The sequence below is a fragment of the Arthrobacter echini genome (assembly GCF_004803505.1).
Lineage (GTDB): Bacteria > Actinomycetota > Actinomycetes > Actinomycetales > Micrococcaceae > Arthrobacter_D > Arthrobacter_D echini.
The window spans coordinates 164,772-184,030 of record NZ_SSWH01000005.1; the positions used below are offsets into that span (position 1 = coordinate 164,772).

Sequence of the window (19,259 nt, forward strand, 5' to 3'; positions counted from 1 at the left end):
ACGAGCGCACCGTGACGTACCACGAGATACTCGATGCCGATCACGTCGCCGAGGCGGCCGGACTGGTCCGGCGCTACTACACGCCCATCGGCGGGCACACCGTTCCTCGCACCGGCACCCGCTTCGATGGCTGGGCAGGAGGAGGAGATCACCTCGACGTCGCTGATCGCATCACGGCCGACGATCTCGTGGCGGTGTCCTTCCTCTCCGTTGATATCAAGGGACGGGCGGCCATCGGGCTGCTCGAGACCCATGCCGAGGAGATCACGGGCTTGCTTGAGCAGCTACCCGTCGACGTCGATCTGTGGACGACGGACGTCGATGAGTTCGAGGCGCCGAATAGCCCCGCTAACGAGCTGTGGGACTTGATCCGGGGAAAGAAGTACGGGAAGTGGGACATTGGACCCACCAAGGCGAGCAAGCTCATGGCACGCAAGCGCCCTCGGCTCATCCCCATCTACGACTCCGTCGTCCGCCCGCTGATGGGTCTGAAGAACTCTGCTGCGCAGTGGACCACCTGGCACGCGGCGTTGAAGGACACGGGCCTTCCGGAGCGGCTTGAGGCCATCCGGCAGGCAGCAGAAGCACCGGAGCACATCTCGACCCTGCGGGTGATGGATATCGTGCTGTGGATGCACGGCATCGAGCTCGGTCTGGAACCCGCCGACGACGACGATGACGTCGCCGTCGAGCTGTAGCAGTGGCTTCCATCCTGACGCGGCCACTGGGCGGTGACTGGGCCGAACCGGACGAGGTCGGCTACGGGCGGGAGGCGGAGCTGCAACAGATCCTGGCGGACCATCCCCGACTCATCCCCGGCGTGGGGGACCAGGCCGTGGCGTGCAGGGAAATGCAGTCGGGTGCCGGACCGGCCGACCTGATCGTCGTCGATCAGGAGGGTGGGCTGACCCTGGTCGAGTGCAAGCTCGCCTCCAACCGCCAGGTGCGGCGCGAGATCGTCGGGCAGATGTTCGACTACGCGTCGGCGTTCTGGCAGATGTCCCTGAGGGAGTTCGAACAGCGATGGCTGGCTCGAACGGGCCGGACGCTGGCGGAGTCTGTTCGCCTCGGCCAATCCTGACTTCTCCAGCGCGGTGGCGGCGAACTTGGCGGCCGGACGCTTCAAAATCGTCTTGGCCGTCGATGCGATCAACGACGATCTGCGGCGCATCCTGGAGTATCTCAATGCGACGTCGGGACCGACGACGTCGGTCATCGCCGTCGCGTACAAGCGCCCGCGCACACCGAGATGCTCCTCCCGACGACGTACGGAGAGGAACTTGCCGCGGCGAAGGCGGCAGCAGCGGAGCGTGCTGAGGGTCGCTGGACCGAGAGCGAGTGCCGGGACTGGATCAAGAGCAATGACGCAGAGAATCTCTCGAGGTTCGATCTCCTGCTCGAGGAGGCTCGACGCCGCATGTGCGGTCGTCAAGTTCTTGAGACAGTTTCGTAGTGTTTCTTTTATGCGGCCAGGGGTTCCTGGCTGCGGGTCTGGTGGGCGGTAAGAGCTGTTGCTGGTGGGACGCCGCCGGCCCGGCGGTTGGGCCTGCGACGGTTGTACCAGGACTCGATGTAGTCCATGACGGCGGTCCTGGCATCGGCGCGGTTGGTGAAGCGTTCGTGGTGGTAGAACTCGGTCTTCAGGTGCGAGAAGAAGTTCTCGGCCACGGCGTTGTCCCAGCACACCCCGACGGCTCCCATCGACTGGGTGATGCCGTTGCCTGAGCACCATCTCTGGAACTCATCGGAGGTGTATTGGGCAGGTTCAACTGGTCGTTGCAACACCGGGTTGTTGGAGTAACTGTAACTGCTCACTGAATACCTCGGCCGGGGTCTTCCAGCCAAGCACTTTACGAGGCCGGTTGTTCAGGGCGAGAGCGACGGCTTCGAGGTCTTCCGCGCTCCACCGCGCGAGGTCCGTGCCCTTCGGGAAGTACTGCCGGAGCAGCCCATTGGTGTTCTCATTCGTCGGTCGCTGCCACGGCGAGTGAGGGTCCGCGAAAAACACTCTCGTGCCGGTGTCGAGGGTGAACTGGGCGTGCGCGGATAGTTCCTTCCCGCGGTCCCAGGTGAGGGTCTTGCGGAGCTGTTCGGGCAGTTTGGTCATCGACATCGTGAGCGCGGCGTTCATGGCGGTGGCACCGTACCCGCCGAGCGATGAGCCGTTCTTCACGGGTGGTTTCTCGCCCCAGCCCTCCAGCCGGGGTAGGTGCACCAGGAGCGTGGAGCGGCTGCTGCGCTCGATGAGCGTACCGATAGCCGATCGCCCGGTCCCGATGATCAGATCACCCTCCCAGTGCCCAGGGACAGCACGGTCCGCGGCCTCGGCGGGCCGTTCGCTGAGGACGACATCGGCGCTGACATGACCCTGCGGCTTGCTCCGCGACCGGGCACGAGGCTCCCGTAGCGCACGCCCGGTACGCAAGCACGTGACCAGCTCCCGCTTGAGCGCCCCGCGGCCTTCGATGAACAGGCACTGGTAGATCGCCTCGTGACTGATGCGCATGGACTCATCTTCCGGGAAATCAACGCGGAGCCGGTGCGAGATCTGCTCCGGGCTCCACGCTATCGACCACCGCCTGTCAGCCCGATGCGGTTTGTTCAACCCCTTCCACCTAGGCGTCGCCGGACCCGCGATGATCGAACCGTCCGTGCGGCGTAGGCTCCCGGCAAGTCGTTCCTGCACGTACTCACGCAACCTCTCGTTGCCCACGAGCTTCGCGGTCTTGGGTCGCTTCGCGGCCTGCTGCGCCTTCCACTGCGCCACCAGAGCCCGGTAAACCGGTTTCCCGCCCCTGGTCGCCGCGTTGCGGCGCAACTCGCGCGAGATCGTTCCCGGGTCGCGTCCGATCCTGCGCGCGATCTCCCGCACGCCAACATCCTGAGCGCGCAGCACCGCGATCTCCTCCCGCTCAGCGAACGACAGATAACGACCCGAGGGCTCATCCAGACTGATCGGCGGCATACCACCAGCGTGACGGAACCAACGAGACCCCACCGGCCATGACACCCCGATAACCTCCGCAGCCTCTGCCGTCGTCACCCCTGAGGCGATCCGCCGCCAGAACTCCCGCTGCACCGCACGAGAGGGCTCCGGCCGGCCCGGGGAACGCATCGCAGGCCGCAATGCCCGATCCGCACGCCACTGCCGCCGCGCCCCCACCGACTCCTCAACACCCTGCTTCGTTCCACGTCCCACCGCGCACCTCCCTGATCAAGGTGTTGCGACGACCAATTGAATCCACCTTGGCTCCCTCGGTCGGAATGAAAGACAGTGCCCGGGTCGGTGAGATGGTTGTGGTCCCGGGCCATGGTCAGGGCTGCGGTGCACAGGCTCGCGCGCATGTGGTCGGCCATCGACCAGCCGATCACCATGCCCGTGCACAGATCGATCACCGTGGCCAGGAACAGCCATCCTTCCCCGGTGCGCAGGTAGGTGATATCCCCGACGAGCCGGGTACCCGGTGCCTGCGAGGTGAAGTCCCGGACCCCGTCATCGTCGAGCATGTGGTTCTGGATATGCGCGGTCCTGGCCTGCGGGTCCTGCACCGTGGTGGTCTTCCAGGCCCGCGTACGTACCGCACGCAACCCCTTGACGCGCATGATGGACCCGACGGTAGGGGCGGAGATTTTGGTACCGGCGCTGTTGAGCATCAGCGTCAGCTGATCCCGGCCGGCACGTCCCTTCTCCTTCTCGTAGAGTTCGGTGACGGCATTCGTGAGCTGGGCGTGGCGCACCATCCTGGGTGAAGGACCGGCAGGGTTCCGCCACCGGTAGAACGAGACCCTGGAGACCTTCAGGACCCGGCACAGCCAAGCGATCGGGTAGGTGGCCTTCTCTGCTTCGATGAACGCGTAGAAATCCTCTACCGTTGCTTCGCTGCAAAGAAGGCGCTGACTTTTCCCAGGAACTCGACCTCGGCCTTGAGCTTCGCGTTCTCCGTCAGCGCCCGCTGGTGCTCCTCCCACGCCACCGGGCCACGAGCATCAGCGGCACCGGTTGTCCCGGGGTTCGCCTCACGATACTGGCGGACCCAATTACCCAGCGTGCTCGGCTTCACCCCGATATCGGCAGCGACCTGCTTCACCGGGCGGCCCGAGGTCACGACCAACTGCACGGACTCCTCACGGAACGATGGATCGTAGTTCTTCTTATCCCTGACGGTCATCTGAAACGAGCGCTCCAATCAAGCTGTCTCACAAAACCATACGACCGCACGTTCGTCGGATCGATGCGCCGGGCGAAGCGGATCCCTGCTGGATTCTTTCAGGTGTCGTTGGACAGCACAGGCGAGGTGGGGCACCTGTACGTGTATCACTACACGACGTCGTCGACCACGCTCGAGCTGAGTTTCACCCACGTGCCGAAAGTGGCGGCCACCCCGGCGAATGTCAGGCGATTCGACGGCTTCCTGAGCGCTCTGGGGGAGATCAACGAGTTCAGGACGGCGGCGGAGACCCTGAAGGAGTCGGGGTGGAAGCGCCGTCCGAATATGCCGCTCACAGATCTCTCCACGGAAGCCCTGCGACGCCTCGTGGACGCGGTGGACAGCATGAGGTCGGAAGGCCCGGTCAGCTGACGGGAGTCGATCGACGGCCGACCGGAGCCTCACTGGCCGCCGTCACCGACTCAGCCGAATATCTCCGGTCATTGTCAGCTCAGGTAGATGTTGAGCTTGCGCGAGCACCCTCCCGCTGATCGGGATCGGCGAGGAGAACTTCCTCACCGACTCCGGCGAGGGCGGGGAACGTCCATCAGTGCTGTTAATACTGTTGAGTCGCAAGAAGCTAGGCGCTGTGTGGTTCGCATAAGCGATGTATACGTTGTTCTCGAAGGCGCGCGCCGGGACCGGGCAGGGTCGAAATGCACCATGGGACCCGCCGTCGAGCCGGCATCACCGGAAGCGACCTGGATCGCCGACGCCGACGCCGACGCGCAAACGGCACTTCGCTGGCGCATTCTCTGGTGCCGCGCTGGCAGCACCTCGGTCGGATCTAAGCTTCGAAGTAGGCATAACGGCAATCATCGCCCACCTCTCGACCTTCGTGTGAGCCCTAATTACGGTGGGCCACCACCTGCTGGTGCTGTTCGCCCAGCCCGGCAATCCCAATGGTCATGGTGTCACCGGCTGTCAGGTAGGGGAATCGGCCGGACAGCGCTACGCCCTGCGGTGTTCCCGTGTTGACCACGTCCCCGGGGTCGAGGGCCATGTACTGCGACAGGTCGCGGATGAGCTCAGCGACATCGAAGACCATGTCCGCCGTCGTCGAATCCTGGCGTGGTTCACCGTTGACCGCCGAGTAGAGCCGCAGCGCCTGCGGATCGGCAATCTCGTCAGTGGGAACCAGGGCCGGACCCAGCGGGTTGAAAGTCGGCGCACACTTCCCCTTGGACCACTGGCCCCCGGAGTGTTTCAGCTGGTAGTCCCGCTCGGAGACATCGTTACTGACGGTGAAGCCGGCAATACACGCCAGGGCCTCCTCGTGGCTACTCAGGTAGGAAGCGCGCGTACCGATCACCACGGCCAGTTCCACCTCCCAGTCCACCTTTTCGGCTCCGGGCGGCAGGACGACGTCGTCGTCGGGTCCCACCACCGTGTTGGGGTGCTTGAAGAAGATGATCGGTGCCGCAGGCGGGGTGTCCCCGGTCTCGGCGGCATGAGCCGCATAGTTCTGGCCTACACACACCACGGCGCCGATCCCGGACAGCGGGGGACCCACACGCAGCGTGCCCGCATCCTCGACCTCGGGTAACGTGCCCGCGGCCAAAGCTGAGCGCACCTGCCCGATACCTTCCGCAGCCAGGAAGGCGCCGTCGATGTCCGCGGTGAGTCCGCGCAGATCGTAGGTGGTCCCGCCGTCACGGACCACGGGGATCTCCCGGCCGGGTTCCCCGAGTCGCATCAGTTCCATCAAAAGCTCCTTGTCGTATCGAAGAGGGAAATCGGTTTCTCACAGTTCCGGGCGGAGCAGCAAGCTGTGCATGCCGCCGTCCACCGCGAGGGACACCCCCGAGGTTGACCCGTTGGCCGGATCGGCGAGGAACAATATCGATGCCGCGACCTCGTCGGCGGATACGAGCCGGCCGTGGGGCTGCCGTGCTTCCAGGGCCACACGCTCCGCGGCCGGATCCGCAGCGGCCTCCAGGAGCCGCGCCACCCACGGGGTGTCGGCGGTACCGGGGTTCACGCAGTTCACGCGGATGCCCTCGCGGAGGTGATCGGCGGCCATGGCGCGGGTCAGCGCCGCCACAGCACCCTTGCTCGCCGAATACAAAACCCGCTGCGGCAGGCCGTGGGTAGCCGCGACGGATGCCGTGTTGACGATCGCGGCCTTTGTCGATGCGCGCAGATGGGGCAGGGCTGCTGCGGAGACCCGGGCGATGCCCACCACATTGATGCTCAGCACGCGCAGCCATTCCTCGTCGTCGTTGTCCGCCACCGTCCCAGCAGCACCGAGGCCGGCATTGTTAACGACGACGTCGATCCCACCCAGCGCCTGCGCCGCAGCATCCACGGCCTCGTCCACCGAGCCGCGGTCCGCGACATCGCATCGGTACCCGACGACGCCGTCGGGCAGGTCCTCGACGCGCAGGTCCAGCACCGCGACCTGTGCCCCGCGGCCCAGGAGCCCGGCCGTCACTGCGGCCCCGATCCCGGAGGCTCCACCTGTCACCAGGGCGCGCACGCCCGCAAAGCTCTTCATCATCAGGTACTCCTCGAACGTCGGAAAAAGTCGTGGTGTCAGCGCAAGGTGGCCGGCGGCGGAAGCCGAAGATCCGAGCCGCCGTCCTGCGCGAAGGCTTCGTTGAAGCGGTGGTATGCACCGATCAGGTGCTGATGCATCGCTGCCTCGGCAGCATCGGGATCGCACGCCTGGATCGCGGTGACGATGCTGCGGTGCTCCTCGACCGTCTGGGTACCGCGGTAATCGGCCGGGTGCAGCCGGAACAGATGCAAATGGCAGTGCGTGGCGCGGAAGGCGTGCAGGGCAAAGGCATTGTTGCTGGCCGTCAGGATGTGATCGTGGAACTGCGTGTCGTGTGTCACGAGTCGGTGGCGGACGTCGTCGTCGGCCCTGCTGCCGTCCTCGAAGTCATCCAGCGAGGACTGCAGGGTGCGCCCCGGGTTGCTGAGCCGATTGACCGCCGATTCCCGCGCCGCCCACGGCTCGACCAGCAATCGGAACTCGAAGAGTTCCCGTAACTCCGCCGTGCCGAGCAGGGGGGTGGTCCGGTAGCCCTTACCGGGCGTCTTCACAATCAGATTGTCGCCCTCGAGTTGGCTCAGAGCCTCACGGATCGGAGTTTGCGAGACCCCGAACTCACGGGCCAGGGCATCGATGTTGATCTTCCCGTCGGGGGGAAGCTGCAGGTCCAGAATCTTGGCGCGAAGGGCCCCATAGACATCCGATATCGACCGGTTCCTGGTCTCCAGTTCCCCGACGCTCACGGTGTCCTCTCGGGCATGTGCCGCATCCCGGCCTGGGTCAGTACGTAAGTCAACAGATCATTGATCCCGAACGTCCACGGCAGAAGGTCCTCGGCCGGTGCCACCATATTGGTCAGTGTACCGAGGCGCGCGCTGCTGATCCCGACGACGTCTCCGGGCTTGTGAGTGAAGCCCATACCTGGTGCATCGCGGTCCTCGTTGGGTGCGAAGAGTGTCCCCGTAAACAGGACGAAGCCGTCCGGATACTGGTGATGCGGCCCGTAGGCGGCGCGGACGAGCTCCTCGAAGGGCCTGCTGAGCCGGTCCACGCTGTTGGTGCCGGCCAGGATGTAGCCGTCCCGTCCGCGCACGGTCAGGTGGATCGACTCGGAGCGGGCGTCGTCCAGGGTGTAGCTGTCGGTGAACAGCCGGACAAAAGGCCCCACTGCGGCAGAACCGTTGTTGTCCTTGGCCATGCCCAGGAGCAGCGCGCTGCGGCCTTCGACGTCGCGCAGGTTGACGTCGTTGCCCAAAGCGCAGCCGCGGATCCGGCCGCCACTGTCCACCACCAGGACCAGTTCGGGCTCGGGGTTGTTCCAGGCGGAGAAGGCGGGTATGCCGATCCGTTCACCCGGCCCGACGGCGGAGAGCACCGGCGCCTTGGTGAAGACCTCCGGATCCGGGCCGATACCCACTTCGAGGTACTGGGACCAGACGCCCTGGGAGATCAGTACCTCCTTCACCCGCGCAGCCTCCGGCGATCCGGGTCTGAGTCCAGCCACGCTGCCGCCGATGGCCTGCAGGACCTCGGTGCGCATCCGGTCGGCCAGGGTGAAGTCTCCCGCGCACCGCTCCTCGATGACACGCTCGATCATGCTGTCCACAAAGGTGACGCCGCAGGCCTTCACCGCCTGCAGATCCACCGGCGCCAGCAATCGCAGGGCGGACGCGTCCTCCTGTGCGGTGCCGTCGGCTGGGACGACGTCGGCCAACGACCAGCGCCTCGCATCACCGGCCAGCACCTGCCGGACAACCGATTCCGGGTCGTCGAGTTCGAGCAGGGCTGAAACGGTCGGCGCGTATCCGAACAGGTCCACCAAGTCATCGCCGTCGACGACGACGGGTCGGGGCCCGGCGGTCTCCGGGTCGAACAGGCGCCCGATCAGGAGGGCTTCGGCAGGGTCGTCGGGCAGGAGAGCGGAACCCATGATCGTCATCGAACCTCACCCGCCGGTTCGATCCGGCCGTCCACCCGGCGGGGTATGCCCCACGGGTTGGCATCCTGCAGCGCCGGCGGCAGAGCGGCGTCGGGCACGTCCTGGTACGCGACCGGGCGCTGGAAGCGTTTCATCGCCGCCGTCCCCACGGAGGTGGTGCCGGGCGCCGTCGTCGCGGGGTAGGGCCCGCCGTGCTGCTGGGCGTGTGAGACGGTGACGCCGGTGGGCCAGCCGTTCCACAGCACGCGGCCGGCGAGCCCGGTCAGGGTATCCAACAGGGCCGCAGTCTGGTCCTCGGGATCGGCATGGACGGTCGCTGTGAGCTGGCCCTCCAGCAGGGCTGCCAGCCGCGGCAGGTCTTTCGCATCCGGGTAGCGGACCACCACGGTGGCCGGCCCGAACATCTCCTGGTGCAGGATCTCCGGGGTGCGCCCGATGGCGTCCGCGTCGACCAGCAGCACGGTGGGCGCCGGGATGTCGTCGTCGGATCCGGCCACGAGGGTGGTGACACCGGCGGTGGCAGCGACGGCGTCGCGCGCGGCGCCGAAGCCCTCGCGCAGACCCGGGGTGAGCATGGGTGCCCGCGCGCCGCCGGCCAGCGCAGTATCGAGGACTGCGTGCAGATCCTCCTCCGTGGCGGTGTCCGGGACGAACAGGACCCCGGGCTTGGTGCAGAACTGGCCCATGCCCAGGGTGAAGGATCCGGCGTACCCGGTCAGTACGTCTTCGGATCGGTTCGCCCAGGCGCCGGGCAGGACAAAGACCGGATTGATGCTGCCCAGTTCTCCGTAGAAGGGGATGGGAGTGGGGCGCGCCGCAGCCCGATCGAAGAGCGCGCGTCCGCCGGCCGTCGATCCGGTGAAGCCGATGGCCTTCACCAGCGGATGATCGACCAGCGCCTCGGCGCCCGTGCGGCCGTCGACGACGGCGAAGAGGCCTTCCGGTGCGCCGACCGAGTGCAGCGCGTCGACGACGATCTCAGCGGTGCGCAGAGCGAGCCGGCGGTGCCCGGGGTGGATCTTGTGCAGCACGGCACAGCCGGCAGCGAGCGCCGACGCGCTGTCCCCTCCCATCACGCTGAAGGCGAAGGGGAAATTGGAGGCGCCGAACACCCCGACGGCACCGAGTGGGACATTGACCCGCCGCAGATCGGGGCGCGGCCCCATACCCCAGTCAGCATCCGCGTGGTCGAGGGTCGCCTCCAGTGCGATGCCGGAACGGACCTCGTCCGAGAACAGGTCCAGCTGGAACGCCGTGCGCAGCAGCTCGCCCTGGAGCCGTGCTTCGGCGAGGTGGGTCTCCTCGACAGCGATCTGCACGAGCTCGGCGGCTTCGCTGCGCAGTGCCGTTGCGATGGCGGTCAGTCTGTCGGCGCGGATAGCCGGGGTCTCCCCCGCGATCTGCAGGAAGGCTTCGTGCGCGGCTCGCGCGGCGACGTCGACCTGCTCGGAGGTGGTGGCGATGGTGGGGGTGGTCATGATCGGTCTCCTTTCAAAAGGGGGTGCAGGGTCAGTGCTCGGTCAGGGCCTGCCAGCCCGCACCTGATGGGAATGTCCAGTGCGCCGTGGACTGCGCGAGCATCTCGGCTCCGACACCGGCACGCGTCGGAGCCTGGTAGCGGCCATTGGCGACGACGGCCGGCTCGGCGAAGTGTTCGTGGAGGTGGTCCACGAACTCGATGACGCGATCGTCCATGGAGCCGGAGATCGCGGCGTAGTCGAAGAAGGAGAAGTGCTGCACCAGTTCGCACAAACCCACTCCTCCTGCGTGCGGGCAGACAGGGGTGTCGAAGCGGGCCGCGAGCAGCAGGTTCGCGATGTTTTCGTTCACCCCTGCGACACGGGTGGAATCGATCTGCAGGATGTCGATCGCTCCTGCCTGGAGGAGTTGCTTGAAGATGATGCGGCTCTGTACTGCCTCGCCGGTGGCTACCTTGATCGGGTGGACGGCTTTCCGGATAGCGGCGTGGGCCAGGATGTCGTCGGTGCTGGTCGGCTCCTCGATCCAGTACGGTGCGAAGTCCTGGAGCTGATTGACCCAGTCAATGGCCTCCTGCTCCTCCCAGCGCTGGTTGGCATCGATGGCGATCCGCACATCGGGGCCCACTGCCTCGCGGGCAAGCCGCAGGCGGCGGCGATCGTCCTCGATACTCCCGGCGACCTTCAGCTTGATCATGCCGAAACCGTCCGCAACTGCTTCCTGGGAGAGGCGCACCAGTTTCTCGTCGCTGTAGCCGAGCCACCCGGGAGTGGTGGTGTAGGCGGGGTAGCCGTACTGGCGCAGCTCACTGATGCGCTCCTGCTTGCCGGCCTGCCCGCGCTGCAAAATGTCTGTGGCGTCGGCGGGGGTGAGGGCGTTGCCGATGTGCGTGAAGTCGACAGCGCTGACAACCTCCTCGACCGGCATCTCACTGAGCAGCAGCCACAGCGGCTTGCCCTCCCGCCGGGCGCGGATATCCCAGAGCGCATTCACCAGACCGCCGCAGGCCATGTGGGAGACGCCCTTCTCCGGTCCCAGCCAGCGCAATTGGGAGTCGTGCACAAGCCGCCGCGAGGCATCGCCGAGATTGTGGACCAGCTCGTCGGTATCCCGGCCCACGAGCAGTTCGCCGTAGCTGTCCATACCTGCAGTGACCAGCTCGTTGCCACGGCCGCAGGTGAACACGAGACCGTAGCCGTGCTCGCCGTCATCGGTGGCGATGTCCACGTAGGCGGCCGAGTAGTCGGGGTCCACGTTGACGGCGTCGGAGCCATCCAGGTCGAGGGAGGTGGGGAAGCGCACGTCGGTGGTCGTGACGGACATGATGCGGGACATAGTGATTCCTTGAAGGTCAGGGGTGGTCAGAGGAAGCCGAGTAGTGACGGCAGTCCGAGGGTCAGCGCGGGAACGAAGGTGATGAGCAGCAGGGTCGCCACCATCGGGGCGAAGAAGGGCAGGATGCCCTTGATCACGATGGGGACCGGGGCCTTGGTAACGCTGGAGAGGACGAACAGGACGAGTCCGACCGGCGGGGTGATCAGCCCGATGAGCAGATTGAAGATCACCATGATGCCCAGGTGGACCGGATCGATCCCGAAGGTCTCCGCGACAGGCTGGAGGACCGGCACGAGGATGAGGATCGCGGCGGTGGGTTCCAGGACACAGCCGACCAGCAGCAGGAGCACGTTAACGAGGATCAGGAAGACGATCGGCTGATTCGTGATCTCAAGGATGAGATTCGCAGCGACCTGCGGTGCCTGTTCGCGGGCGAGGACCCACCCGAAGAGGGCCGCGGCAGCGACGATCAGCAGCACGGAGCCGGAGGTCTCCACCGTGGTCAGCAGCGTCCGGTACAGCTTGCGCCAGGACAGCGCCTTGTACACGAGGGCCAGGACCAGGATGTAGACGACGCCGATCCCGCTGGCCTCCGTCGGAGTGAAGACCCCACTCAGAATTCCGCCCAGGATCACCAGGGCGGAGCCGGCGGCGGGCAGCGCGGCCACAGCCGTCCGCCCGCGGGTCCGCCACGTGGACTTCGGCAGCCGGAGCTCCTCGTGCTTGCGCATCAGCAACCAGACGGTGGTGCAGAGGGCGGCCACGAGGATCAGGGCCGGGACAATCCCGGCCATGAAGAGTGCGCCCACCGATACGCCGGCGGTGACGGCGTAGATCACGGCGGGGATGCTCGGTGGGATCATGGGGGCGATCAGGCTCGATGCTCCCGTGACACCGAGGGCGAACTCCCGCTTGTAGCCGCGCTCCACCATGGCCGGCACCTGCACCCGGCCCATGGCCGCGGCGTCCGCGATGGCGGCGCCGCTCATCCAGGAAAAACCGAAACTGGTAGCCACGTTGACGTACCCGAGACTGCCGCGTAGATGGCCGATGCCAGCCACCGCGGCGTCGTAGAGCTTGTCTGTCACGCCGGAGACGTTGGCCATGTTGCCCAGCAGGATGAACATGGGCACGGCGAGGATCGCGAAGCTGTCCACGCCCGAGACGGTCTGCTGCACGGCCGTCCCGATCCGCGCGGTAGGATCCATGATCACGTAGGCCACGGACGGGATGAGCAGGGCGAAGGAGACCGGCACCCGCAGCGCGAGCAGTACGAGCAGCGCGACGAGCATGATCAGAAGTGTCACAGGCGCTACACCGCTTCCCGTTCGAGATTGTCCATGGCGTTCGGCACCACTTCGGGATGCCGGATATTGAGATAGATGTGCAGCAGTGCGTGCAGGAAGATCAGGCCGAAGCCGACGACGGCGGCACTGTAGACCACGCTCATCGGTAGGGAGGTGGCAGGTGCCAGCAGGCGGTCGGCGCCGGCCGCGAACCGGGCACCCGCAAACGCCATGAGTCCGGCCACCGCAGCCACCACGACGAGGGCGAACGTGTCGAGCACGATGCCACCCGTCCGTCCGAGCTTGCTCGCCAGGAGATCCACGGCGATGTGGATACGGCGGGCCATGACGAAGCCCGCCGAGACGAAGGTGAACCAGATCAGCGCGAAACGGGCGAGTTCCTCGGTCCAGCTGAAGGGTGTGCTGAACACGTAGCGGCTCACCACCTGGAGGATGATCAGGCCAAGTGTGCCGACCAGGAGCGCGCAGGTGGCCGCGCGCTCCACATTGATGGCGAAACGGTACAACCTGCTGCGCTGTTCGGGGAAATCGGGCTCATCGGGCTCCTGCGGGATGGTGTACCCCGCAGCGATGTTGTTCTCGTTCGAGCCCCCCAAGCGCGATTCTTCGGTCACTGTCCGTCCTTGATCTCCTGGTACAGCTCGCCCCACGGCTGCTGCAGCATGGCTTCTTCTGCGGCAGAGGCGAAGCCCTCGCGGTCCACGTCCTCGTTGACCTCAATGCCGTCGCCGGCCTTCCATTCCTCGAGGATGCTCTGCTCCTGGTCCTCTACGCAGGTGCGCGTTGCGTCCGCGGCCGCTGCCATGGCGTCGTCGAGCGCTGAGCGCTCGTCATCGGTCAGTCCTTCGTAGACAGCCCTGCCGGTGGTGATCTGGACTCCCTGGATCATGTGGCCGGTCAGGTTGATGTAGTCCTGCACCTCATTGAACTTGGCGGTGGAAATGGTGGGGATGGGATTTTCCTGGGCGTCGATCACGCCCTGCTGGAGGGCCAGGTACACCTCGTCCAGCGCCATCGGTGTGGCGGTCCCACCCATCGCCTTGATGTTCTCGAGGTAGAGCGGGGCATTCGGGGTGCGGATCTTCAGGCCTTCGAAGTCCTCGGCGGTCTTGATCTCCTTGTTCGCGGTGACCTGGCGGGTTCCGTAGTACCAGCTGGAGAGCACCTTGATGTCCGAACTCTCGTAGAGGTTGTCGAAGACCTCCGTCATGGTGTCTCCCTCCACCGTATCCACGAAGTTGTCCACATCGTCGAAGAGGTAGGCAGCGTCGAGGACCGCGGCGTTCTCTTCCCACACGCCGAGGAATGACGGGCCTGCAATCGCCATGTCGAGCGCGCCCGAGGCGACCTGCTCCAGCGATTCTGCTTCGTTGCCGAGTTGCGCGGCGGGGAAGCTCTCGATCTGCAGGCCGCTACCGTCGAGCTCCTCCTTTAAAGTGGTGATGCCGCATTCTTCGACCGGATGCCCGGCGTCGTACACGTGGGACAGGCGAAGCGTCTTCGCATCCGCGTCGCCTGCAGCGGCTTCGTCGCGGTCGACGGGAGTGCCGACGTTGCAGCCCGAGAGTAGCAGCGCCGCGCTCGCGGCCAGCCCGAGTGCGGCTGCGGTACGACGGCGCACAGAGGTCTGGGTGTGGGAGTGTTCGAGCTTCATTGCTTGATCCTTCCGTAGGTACTGCGGGTGTTAGGAGTGGGATGAAACGGGTGTGAGCGAGAGGTCCTCGGCAAGTTGTGCGAGCTGTCGGACCGTGGAACCGGCAAGGCTGATGGTGTCTGTGGACGCGGACTCCCGAATACGCTCGGGATCTCCGGGGGAGTGCACAGTGCGGTCCCCGGCCCCGGACTCGCGGACCTGCTGCTGGAGACTCGCCACTCGGGATCTTGTATGGTCGCTTCCGCCGAAGGCTGCGCTGTCGATCCCAATGATCAGGTGACCGTTGTTCATGCGGGACGCCGGGTTGGACCAGATGTCCACGGTCTCGAAGGCGAAGGTCGCCTCGGTCAGGGACGCAGCGAAGGCTTCGAGGAGCACGGCGACGGCGGATCCCTTATAGCCACCGAACGGGATCATCGAGCCCTTGGCCGCAGCCACCGGATCGGTGGTGGGCTCTCCATGGGCGTCGACGGCCCAGCCCTCCGGCAGCGGGGTGCCCTCGTTCTTCGCGGCGATGACCTTGCCGTAGGCACCGTTGCTGGTGGCGAGGTCCGCGGTGAGCGGCCAGGCGTTGTCGCTGGGAGCGCCGAGGGTGAGCGGGTTGGTGCCGAGCACCTTGGTGGAGCCGCCGTGGGGCGCCACCACCGGTCCGGTGGAGGAGGTGATGACAGACAACAGGCCTGCCGCGGCCAATTGGTCACTCCAGAAGGCGCCGGCACCGTAGTGGCTGCTGTTGTGCACCGCGACGGCGGCGATCCCCTGCGATCCGGCCAGCTCCAGCACGCGGTCCACGGCTGCCTGCATTGCCACCTGCCCCAGGGCGGCATCGGCGTCGAGAGTAGCGACCCCGGCCGCGCCCTGCTTGAAGCGCATCGACGGGGTGGGGTTGACACCACCCAGGCGCAGGGCCTCGGAGTACAGCGGAAGCCGGAGGGTGCCGTGGGAGTGGATGCCGCGCTGGTCGGCCTGGACGAGCGATCGGGCAGTGAGCTGTGCATCGTCGGCCGGAACGCCTCGCGACGTGAGAACGTCGACCACGAATCGGGAGAGGTCCTGGCACTGAACTGTCATCGGGAGAATCATCGTCGAAACCTTCATATAGGAATTCACCGAATACTATATGGATATTCGGAGAGCTACAAGGGGTTCGGGCAGCACAAGCTGACGTACGCGGTGCAACTGCGCCGCTGTGCGCGATGAGTCGGCGATCACCGACGTCGGCGCGATGTCGGTGTCATGCCTATGATTCTGCAACCTACTAGGTTGACGGAATGTTCGAACCGTCCGTGAGAGCCGAGCTTGCAGCGTTCGTTGCGGAGCGCGACTGGGCCCAGTTCCATACCCCGCAGAACCTCGCAGAGAGCATAGTCATCGAGGCCGCTGAGCTGCTTGAGTGTTTCCAGTGGGACGAAGAGGCAGACATCGAGCGCGTACAAGAGGAACTGGCCGACGTCCTCACCTACTGTGTGCTGCTCGCCGACCGATTGGGCGTCGAGCCCGATGCGGTCGTGCTCGAGAAGCTGGTGAAGACGCGCGAGAAGTACCCGGTCGAGAAGGCTCGCGGGCGGAGCACGAAGTATGACGCCCTCTGACATCAGCTGGTTGGGTTTCACCAACGCAGAGGTAACGAATTGGGCCGGGCTGGACCACCGCACCACCAATTGGCTCATCGTCTACATTCTGGACGATGCCGGTGGCTCAACGTCCGGCGCCAGGGGAAAGGCTCTTAAGGACGTCTATGTGGGCGAGTCGCACAACGCGGCTGCGCATCTACGCCAGCATCTCGTCTCGCCGGAGAAGAAACATCTGAGGCACATCCGCGCCACGTCTCGAGCCTGTGGCTGCTGAGCGAATCCGTCAGGCAGTGGGAGCGCGAGTCGGGCGAGACCATCGATCTCCCCATGCTGCTCGCGGCGGCTGAGGAGGTATCCGGCGCGGTCACGATGTTTGAAACTGGAGACCCGGCGTTCATCCCGCCGGGTAACACACCCGCACGCATATGTGCCTGGTTCACCTCAGAGGGCTCGAGGCTCCGCGTCGGTGCGCTGCGATCACCGCAGCATTATGGAGAGCCTGGCCGAGGCATACTCAAGGGCTATTCGACAGGCCGCTGAGCTCTCCGGGCTCCCGGTCTCGGTCGTGCACGATGTGGGCGGCGGATCCTAAAACGCCTGGCCCTGCCAGCTAGCCGCCGACCGCACCGGATTGACTGTGTTCGCCGGGCCCGTGGAGGCGACCGCTCTCGGCAACGTGCTCATTCAGGCGCGAGCGCACGGACTCGTTCCCCGGGATTCGAGCCTGGAGTCACTGCGGGCATTGGTGGCGCGTGCGTTGCCGCCGATCTGCTACCTTCCGACAAGAGGATGACCCACCTACTCATACACGTTCGAGCGGAGGTGGTGCGTGTGAAATATTTGTGGACATTCGGTGGCCCCCGCCACAGATGAGTGCACCTTCCAACTTGAAAGGACCATGCCATGGTTAAGCGCCAACTTCCTGTGCCCGCGGAAATGCTCGAACTGATGCAGTTCAAAAAGATCGAGCTCAACGGCAAGAAGCGCCGGCTTGACTCCGCGCTCACCATCGGGGACCTGCGCACGATCGCCCAGCGTCGCACCCCGAAGGCTGCATTCGACTACACCGACGGTGGGGCCGAGGGTGAGCTGTCCCTGAATCGTGCCCGTCAGGCCTTCGAGGACATCGAATTCCACCCCTCGATCCTCCGTCCTGCCGAGCACGTCGACACCTCCGTAGAGATCCTCGGTGGGCCCAGCGCACTGCCCTTCGGCATCGCCCCGACCGGATTTACCCGGCTCATGCAGACTGAGGGTGAGACGGCCGGTGCCGGTGCCGCAGCGGCAGCCGGCATCCCCTTCACTCTCTCGACCCTCGGCACGACGTCCATAGAGGGTGTGAAAGCGGCGAACCCGACCGGGCGCAACTGGTTCCAGCTGTACGTGATGCGGCAGCGGGAAATTTCATACGAACTTGTCCGCCGGGCTGGCGAAGCAGGGTTCGACACGCTCATGTTCACCGTTGACACGCCGGTCGCGGGTGCTCGGCTCCGGGACAAGCGTAACGGGTTCTCGATCCCGCCGCAGCTGTCGATCGGAACGGTCCTCAACGCCGTCCCGCGACCGTGGTGGTGGATCGATTTCCTCACTACCCCGAAGCTGGAGTTCGCTTCCCTGACCGATACCGGTGGCACGGTGGGCGATCTGCTCAATGCGGCGATGGACCCCACGATTAGCTACGATGACCTCGACATCATCCGGGACCTGTGGCCCGGCAAGATCGTCATCAAGGGCGTGCAGAACGTCGAGGACTCAGTACGCCTCGTCAATTTGGGCGTGGATGGGATTATCCTGTCCAACCACGGCGGCCGCCAGCTCGACCGGGCACCCATCCCGTTCCACCTGCTACCGCAGGTCGTCCGCGAGGTCGGAGCCGATGCCACGATTATGGTGGACACGGGCATCATGAACGGAGCAGATATCGTCGCTTCCATGGCTTTGGGTGCGAAGTTCGCCCTCATTGGCCGTGCCTACCTGTACGGGCTCATGGCCGGCGGCCGCGAAGGCGTCGACAAGACCATCGCGATCCTCCGAGACGAGATCGAACGGACTATGCGCCTGCTCGGCGTCTCGCACCTCGGCGAACTCGAATCCCGGCACGTCACACAACTCACCCGGCTCGTACCGGTCGCCCACGCGCTCAGCGAAGTGTCGAGAGCCATCTGAGCGCACCTAGCCTTGATCGGGTCTGTCCAGAATTCGGTGTAACTGGATATCGTCTTGTTGGTTAGCGGCCGATGGAGAGTCGGCCGTTGGAGGTGATGTCGAAGGCGCTCAGCGCTGCGTTCCACTTTTGGGTCCAGCGTGCTCGTCCTTTCCCGGTCCAGTCGAGGCTCATCACGGCGAGGTAGACGCATTTGAGCGCGGCTTGCTCGTTCGGGAAGTGGCCTCGAGCTCGCCGGGGAGATCGATCGGTGGGAACGCCCCGGTGTGGAATGTCCGTGCTGAGCGCCGGACGACGACGACCGCCTGCGGAAACTATCTACTCGTCCGGGCTGTCGGGCGGGGGAGTGCCGTCGTCGTCGTGCTCTTAGATCAACCGGCCGTCGTGCACCCGCTTCAGCTCGATGCCCTCGAGGTAGCTGGGCACCGGCGGGTCCAGGTCTCCATCGCTCGTCATGCCTCGATCCTAGACGCCGACCGTCCGGTAACAATTACTGCTGCGCGGTCCACCAGACGACATCCCAGCCCGGCGCCAGCTGCGCGGCCCGCCGAAGAGACAGCACCAGGCTCGCCTCGCGGGCGATGCCCTGCCCTGCGATGTCGAACGCCGTGCCGTGGTCCACCGAGACGCGGACGACGGGCAGGCCGACGGTGATGTTTACCCCGTCGTCGCCGGAGACCGCCTTGAAGGGTGCGTGGCCCTGGTCGTGGTAGTAGGCGATGACCATGTTCCACTTGCCCTTGACCGCTGCGGGGATGAGCGCATCCGCGGGGATGGGCCCGTGCACGTTGATGCCCTTCTTTCGGGCGGCCGCGACGGCGGCGACGAGGATGTCGGCATCCTCGTCGCCGAACAGGCGGTTCTCCCCGGCGTGCGGGTTGAGCCCGGCGAGGCCGATCGGCTCGTCCCGGTTGCCGAGTGCCTTCGTGAAGGCGCTGACGAGCTCTATGACGTTGCCGGTGCGCTCCGGCGTGACGTTCTCGATGGCCTGCCGCAGGGAGACGTGGGTGGTGAGGTGGAAACGCAGCACACCCCTCGGTGAGCGGAAAGGGAGGCCACCTTGGGATTCCTCACACCACGGGAAGTCTTCACCAAATTA

General features: G+C 65.6%; 21 protein-coding genes and 1 pseudogene. 6 read left to right on the plus strand and 16 right to left on the minus strand.

What is annotated here, in order from left to right:
* The first annotated feature begins 11 nt into the window (after positions 1-11).
* Positions 12-698 (plus strand): DUF6308 family protein, encoded by a 687-nt coding sequence (locus E8P82_RS07560; RefSeq protein WP_136453878.1) that lies wholly within the window; start codon positions 12-14, stop codon positions 696-698.
* 2 nt (positions 699-700) lie between these two features.
* Positions 701-1,081, plus strand: coding sequence for a PDDEXK family nuclease (locus E8P82_RS07565; RefSeq protein ID WP_136453879.1), 381 nt, complete (start codon positions 701-703; stop codon positions 1,079-1,081).
* 380 nt (positions 1,082-1,461) lie between these two features.
* Here the strand turns inward: E8P82_RS07565 and E8P82_RS15015 are convergent, their stop codons facing one another.
* The 4 genes from E8P82_RS15015 to E8P82_RS07585 are packed head-to-tail and all read right to left on the minus strand — an operon-like array spanning position 1,462 to position 4,169.
* A complete protein-coding gene (locus tag E8P82_RS15015) occupies positions 1,462-1,815 on the minus strand; it encodes an integrase core domain-containing protein (protein ID WP_425456007.1) in 354 nt (117 codons plus the stop codon).
* Complete coding sequence (locus tag E8P82_RS07575; RefSeq protein ID WP_425456008.1) at positions 1,766-3,115, minus strand: IS30 family transposase; 1,350 nt, start codon at positions 3,113-3,115, stop codon at positions 1,766-1,768. The genes E8P82_RS15015 and E8P82_RS07575 overlap by 50 nt, the downstream gene beginning before the upstream one ends.
* Positions 3,040-3,969, minus strand: coding sequence for an IS3 family transposase (locus tag E8P82_RS07580; RefSeq protein ID WP_136453882.1), 930 nt, complete (start codon positions 3,967-3,969; stop codon positions 3,040-3,042). Before E8P82_RS07580 ends, E8P82_RS07575 begins: the two co-directional genes overlap by 76 nt.
* A complete protein-coding gene (locus E8P82_RS07585) occupies positions 3,867-4,169 on the minus strand; it encodes a transposase (protein WP_136453883.1) in 303 nt (100 codons plus the stop codon). Before E8P82_RS07585 ends, E8P82_RS07580 begins: the two co-directional genes overlap by 103 nt.
* Positions 4,170-4,277: 108 nt before the next feature.
* Here E8P82_RS07585 and E8P82_RS07590 point away from each other — a divergent pair, with 108 nt between their 5' ends.
* Positions 4,278-4,580, plus strand: a complete 303-nt coding sequence (locus E8P82_RS07590) for a hypothetical protein (protein WP_136453884.1) — start codon at positions 4,278-4,280, stop codon at positions 4,578-4,580.
* A 475-nt stretch (positions 4,581-5,055) separates the two neighbouring features.
* Here the strand turns inward: E8P82_RS07590 and E8P82_RS07595 are convergent, their stop codons facing one another.
* The 10 genes from E8P82_RS07595 to E8P82_RS07640 are packed head-to-tail and all read right to left on the minus strand — an operon-like array spanning position 5,056 to position 15,493.
* Entirely contained in the window at positions 5,056-5,913 is an 858-nt protein-coding gene (locus E8P82_RS07595; protein ID WP_136453885.1) for a fumarylacetoacetate hydrolase family protein, read from the minus strand.
* A gap of 39 nt (positions 5,914-5,952) precedes the next feature.
* Positions 5,953-6,708 (minus strand): SDR family NAD(P)-dependent oxidoreductase, encoded by a 756-nt coding sequence (locus tag E8P82_RS07600; protein ID WP_211096825.1) that lies wholly within the window; start codon positions 6,706-6,708, stop codon positions 5,953-5,955.
* A gap of 35 nt (positions 6,709-6,743) precedes the next feature.
* The gene (locus tag E8P82_RS07605) at positions 6,744-7,451 is read right to left on the minus strand and encodes a GntR family transcriptional regulator (RefSeq protein WP_136453886.1); all 708 of its coding nucleotides are present in this window, start codon (positions 7,449-7,451) and stop codon (positions 6,744-6,746) included.
* Positions 7,448-8,647, minus strand: coding sequence for a fumarylacetoacetate hydrolase family protein (locus tag E8P82_RS07610; protein WP_136453887.1), 1,200 nt, complete (start codon positions 8,645-8,647; stop codon positions 7,448-7,450). Before E8P82_RS07610 ends, E8P82_RS07605 begins: the two co-directional genes overlap by 4 nt.
* Entirely contained in the window at positions 8,644-10,125 is a 1,482-nt protein-coding gene (locus E8P82_RS07615; protein ID WP_136453888.1) for an aldehyde dehydrogenase (NADP(+)), read from the minus strand. The genes E8P82_RS07610 and E8P82_RS07615 overlap by 4 nt, the downstream gene beginning before the upstream one ends.
* Before the next feature lie 31 nt (positions 10,126-10,156).
* Complete coding sequence (locus E8P82_RS07620) at positions 10,157-11,461, minus strand: enolase C-terminal domain-like protein (RefSeq protein WP_136453889.1); 1,305 nt, start codon at positions 11,459-11,461, stop codon at positions 10,157-10,159.
* A 26-nt stretch (positions 11,462-11,487) separates the two neighbouring features.
* Entirely contained in the window at positions 11,488-12,768 is a 1,281-nt protein-coding gene (locus E8P82_RS07625; protein ID WP_136453890.1) for a TRAP transporter large permease, read from the minus strand.
* Between the two features lie 5 nt (positions 12,769-12,773).
* Positions 12,774-13,382 carry a TRAP transporter small permease gene (locus E8P82_RS07630; protein ID WP_136453891.1) on the minus strand — a complete coding sequence of 203 codons (609 nt, stop codon included), beginning with the start codon at positions 13,380-13,382 and terminating at the stop codon, positions 12,774-12,776.
* Complete coding sequence (locus E8P82_RS07635) at positions 13,379-14,422, minus strand: sialic acid TRAP transporter substrate-binding protein SiaP (protein WP_136453892.1); 1,044 nt, start codon at positions 14,420-14,422, stop codon at positions 13,379-13,381. Before E8P82_RS07635 ends, E8P82_RS07630 begins: the two co-directional genes overlap by 4 nt.
* 30 nt (positions 14,423-14,452) lie before the next feature.
* Complete coding sequence (locus E8P82_RS07640) at positions 14,453-15,493, minus strand: Ldh family oxidoreductase (protein WP_136453893.1); 1,041 nt, start codon at positions 15,491-15,493, stop codon at positions 14,453-14,455.
* A 200-nt stretch (positions 15,494-15,693) separates the two neighbouring features.
* Here E8P82_RS07640 and E8P82_RS07645 point away from each other — a divergent pair, with 200 nt between their 5' ends.
* The 3 genes from E8P82_RS07645 (at position 15,694) to E8P82_RS07655 (ending at position 18,162) form a co-directional block, all read left to right on the plus strand.
* Complete coding sequence (locus tag E8P82_RS07645) at positions 15,694-16,014, plus strand: nucleotide pyrophosphohydrolase (RefSeq protein WP_136453894.1); 321 nt, start codon at positions 15,694-15,696, stop codon at positions 16,012-16,014.
* On the plus strand, positions 16,001-16,270 hold the full coding sequence (locus E8P82_RS07650; protein WP_136453895.1) for a GIY-YIG nuclease family protein: 270 nt from the start codon (positions 16,001-16,003) through the stop codon (positions 16,268-16,270). Before E8P82_RS07645 ends, E8P82_RS07650 begins: the two co-directional genes overlap by 14 nt.
* A gap of 629 nt (positions 16,271-16,899) precedes the next feature.
* Positions 16,900-18,162: an alpha-hydroxy acid oxidase gene (locus E8P82_RS07655; RefSeq protein WP_136453896.1), complete on the plus strand. Its 1,263-nt coding sequence runs from the start codon at positions 16,900-16,902 to the stop codon at positions 18,160-18,162.
* 61 nt (positions 18,163-18,223) lie between these two features.
* On the opposite strand, the pseudogene E8P82_RS07660 reads toward E8P82_RS07655, so the two are convergent.
* Together E8P82_RS07660 and E8P82_RS07665 are read right to left on the minus strand one after the other, a co-directional pair.
* Positions 18,224-18,394, minus strand: a pseudogene (locus E8P82_RS07660) (IS256 family transposase); the annotation flags it as partial.
* Between the two features lie 256 nt (positions 18,395-18,650).
* Positions 18,651-19,190, minus strand: coding sequence for a PdxA family dehydrogenase (locus E8P82_RS07665; RefSeq protein ID WP_246021077.1), 540 nt, complete (start codon positions 19,188-19,190; stop codon positions 18,651-18,653).
* Positions 19,191-19,259: the final 69 nt, after the last annotated feature.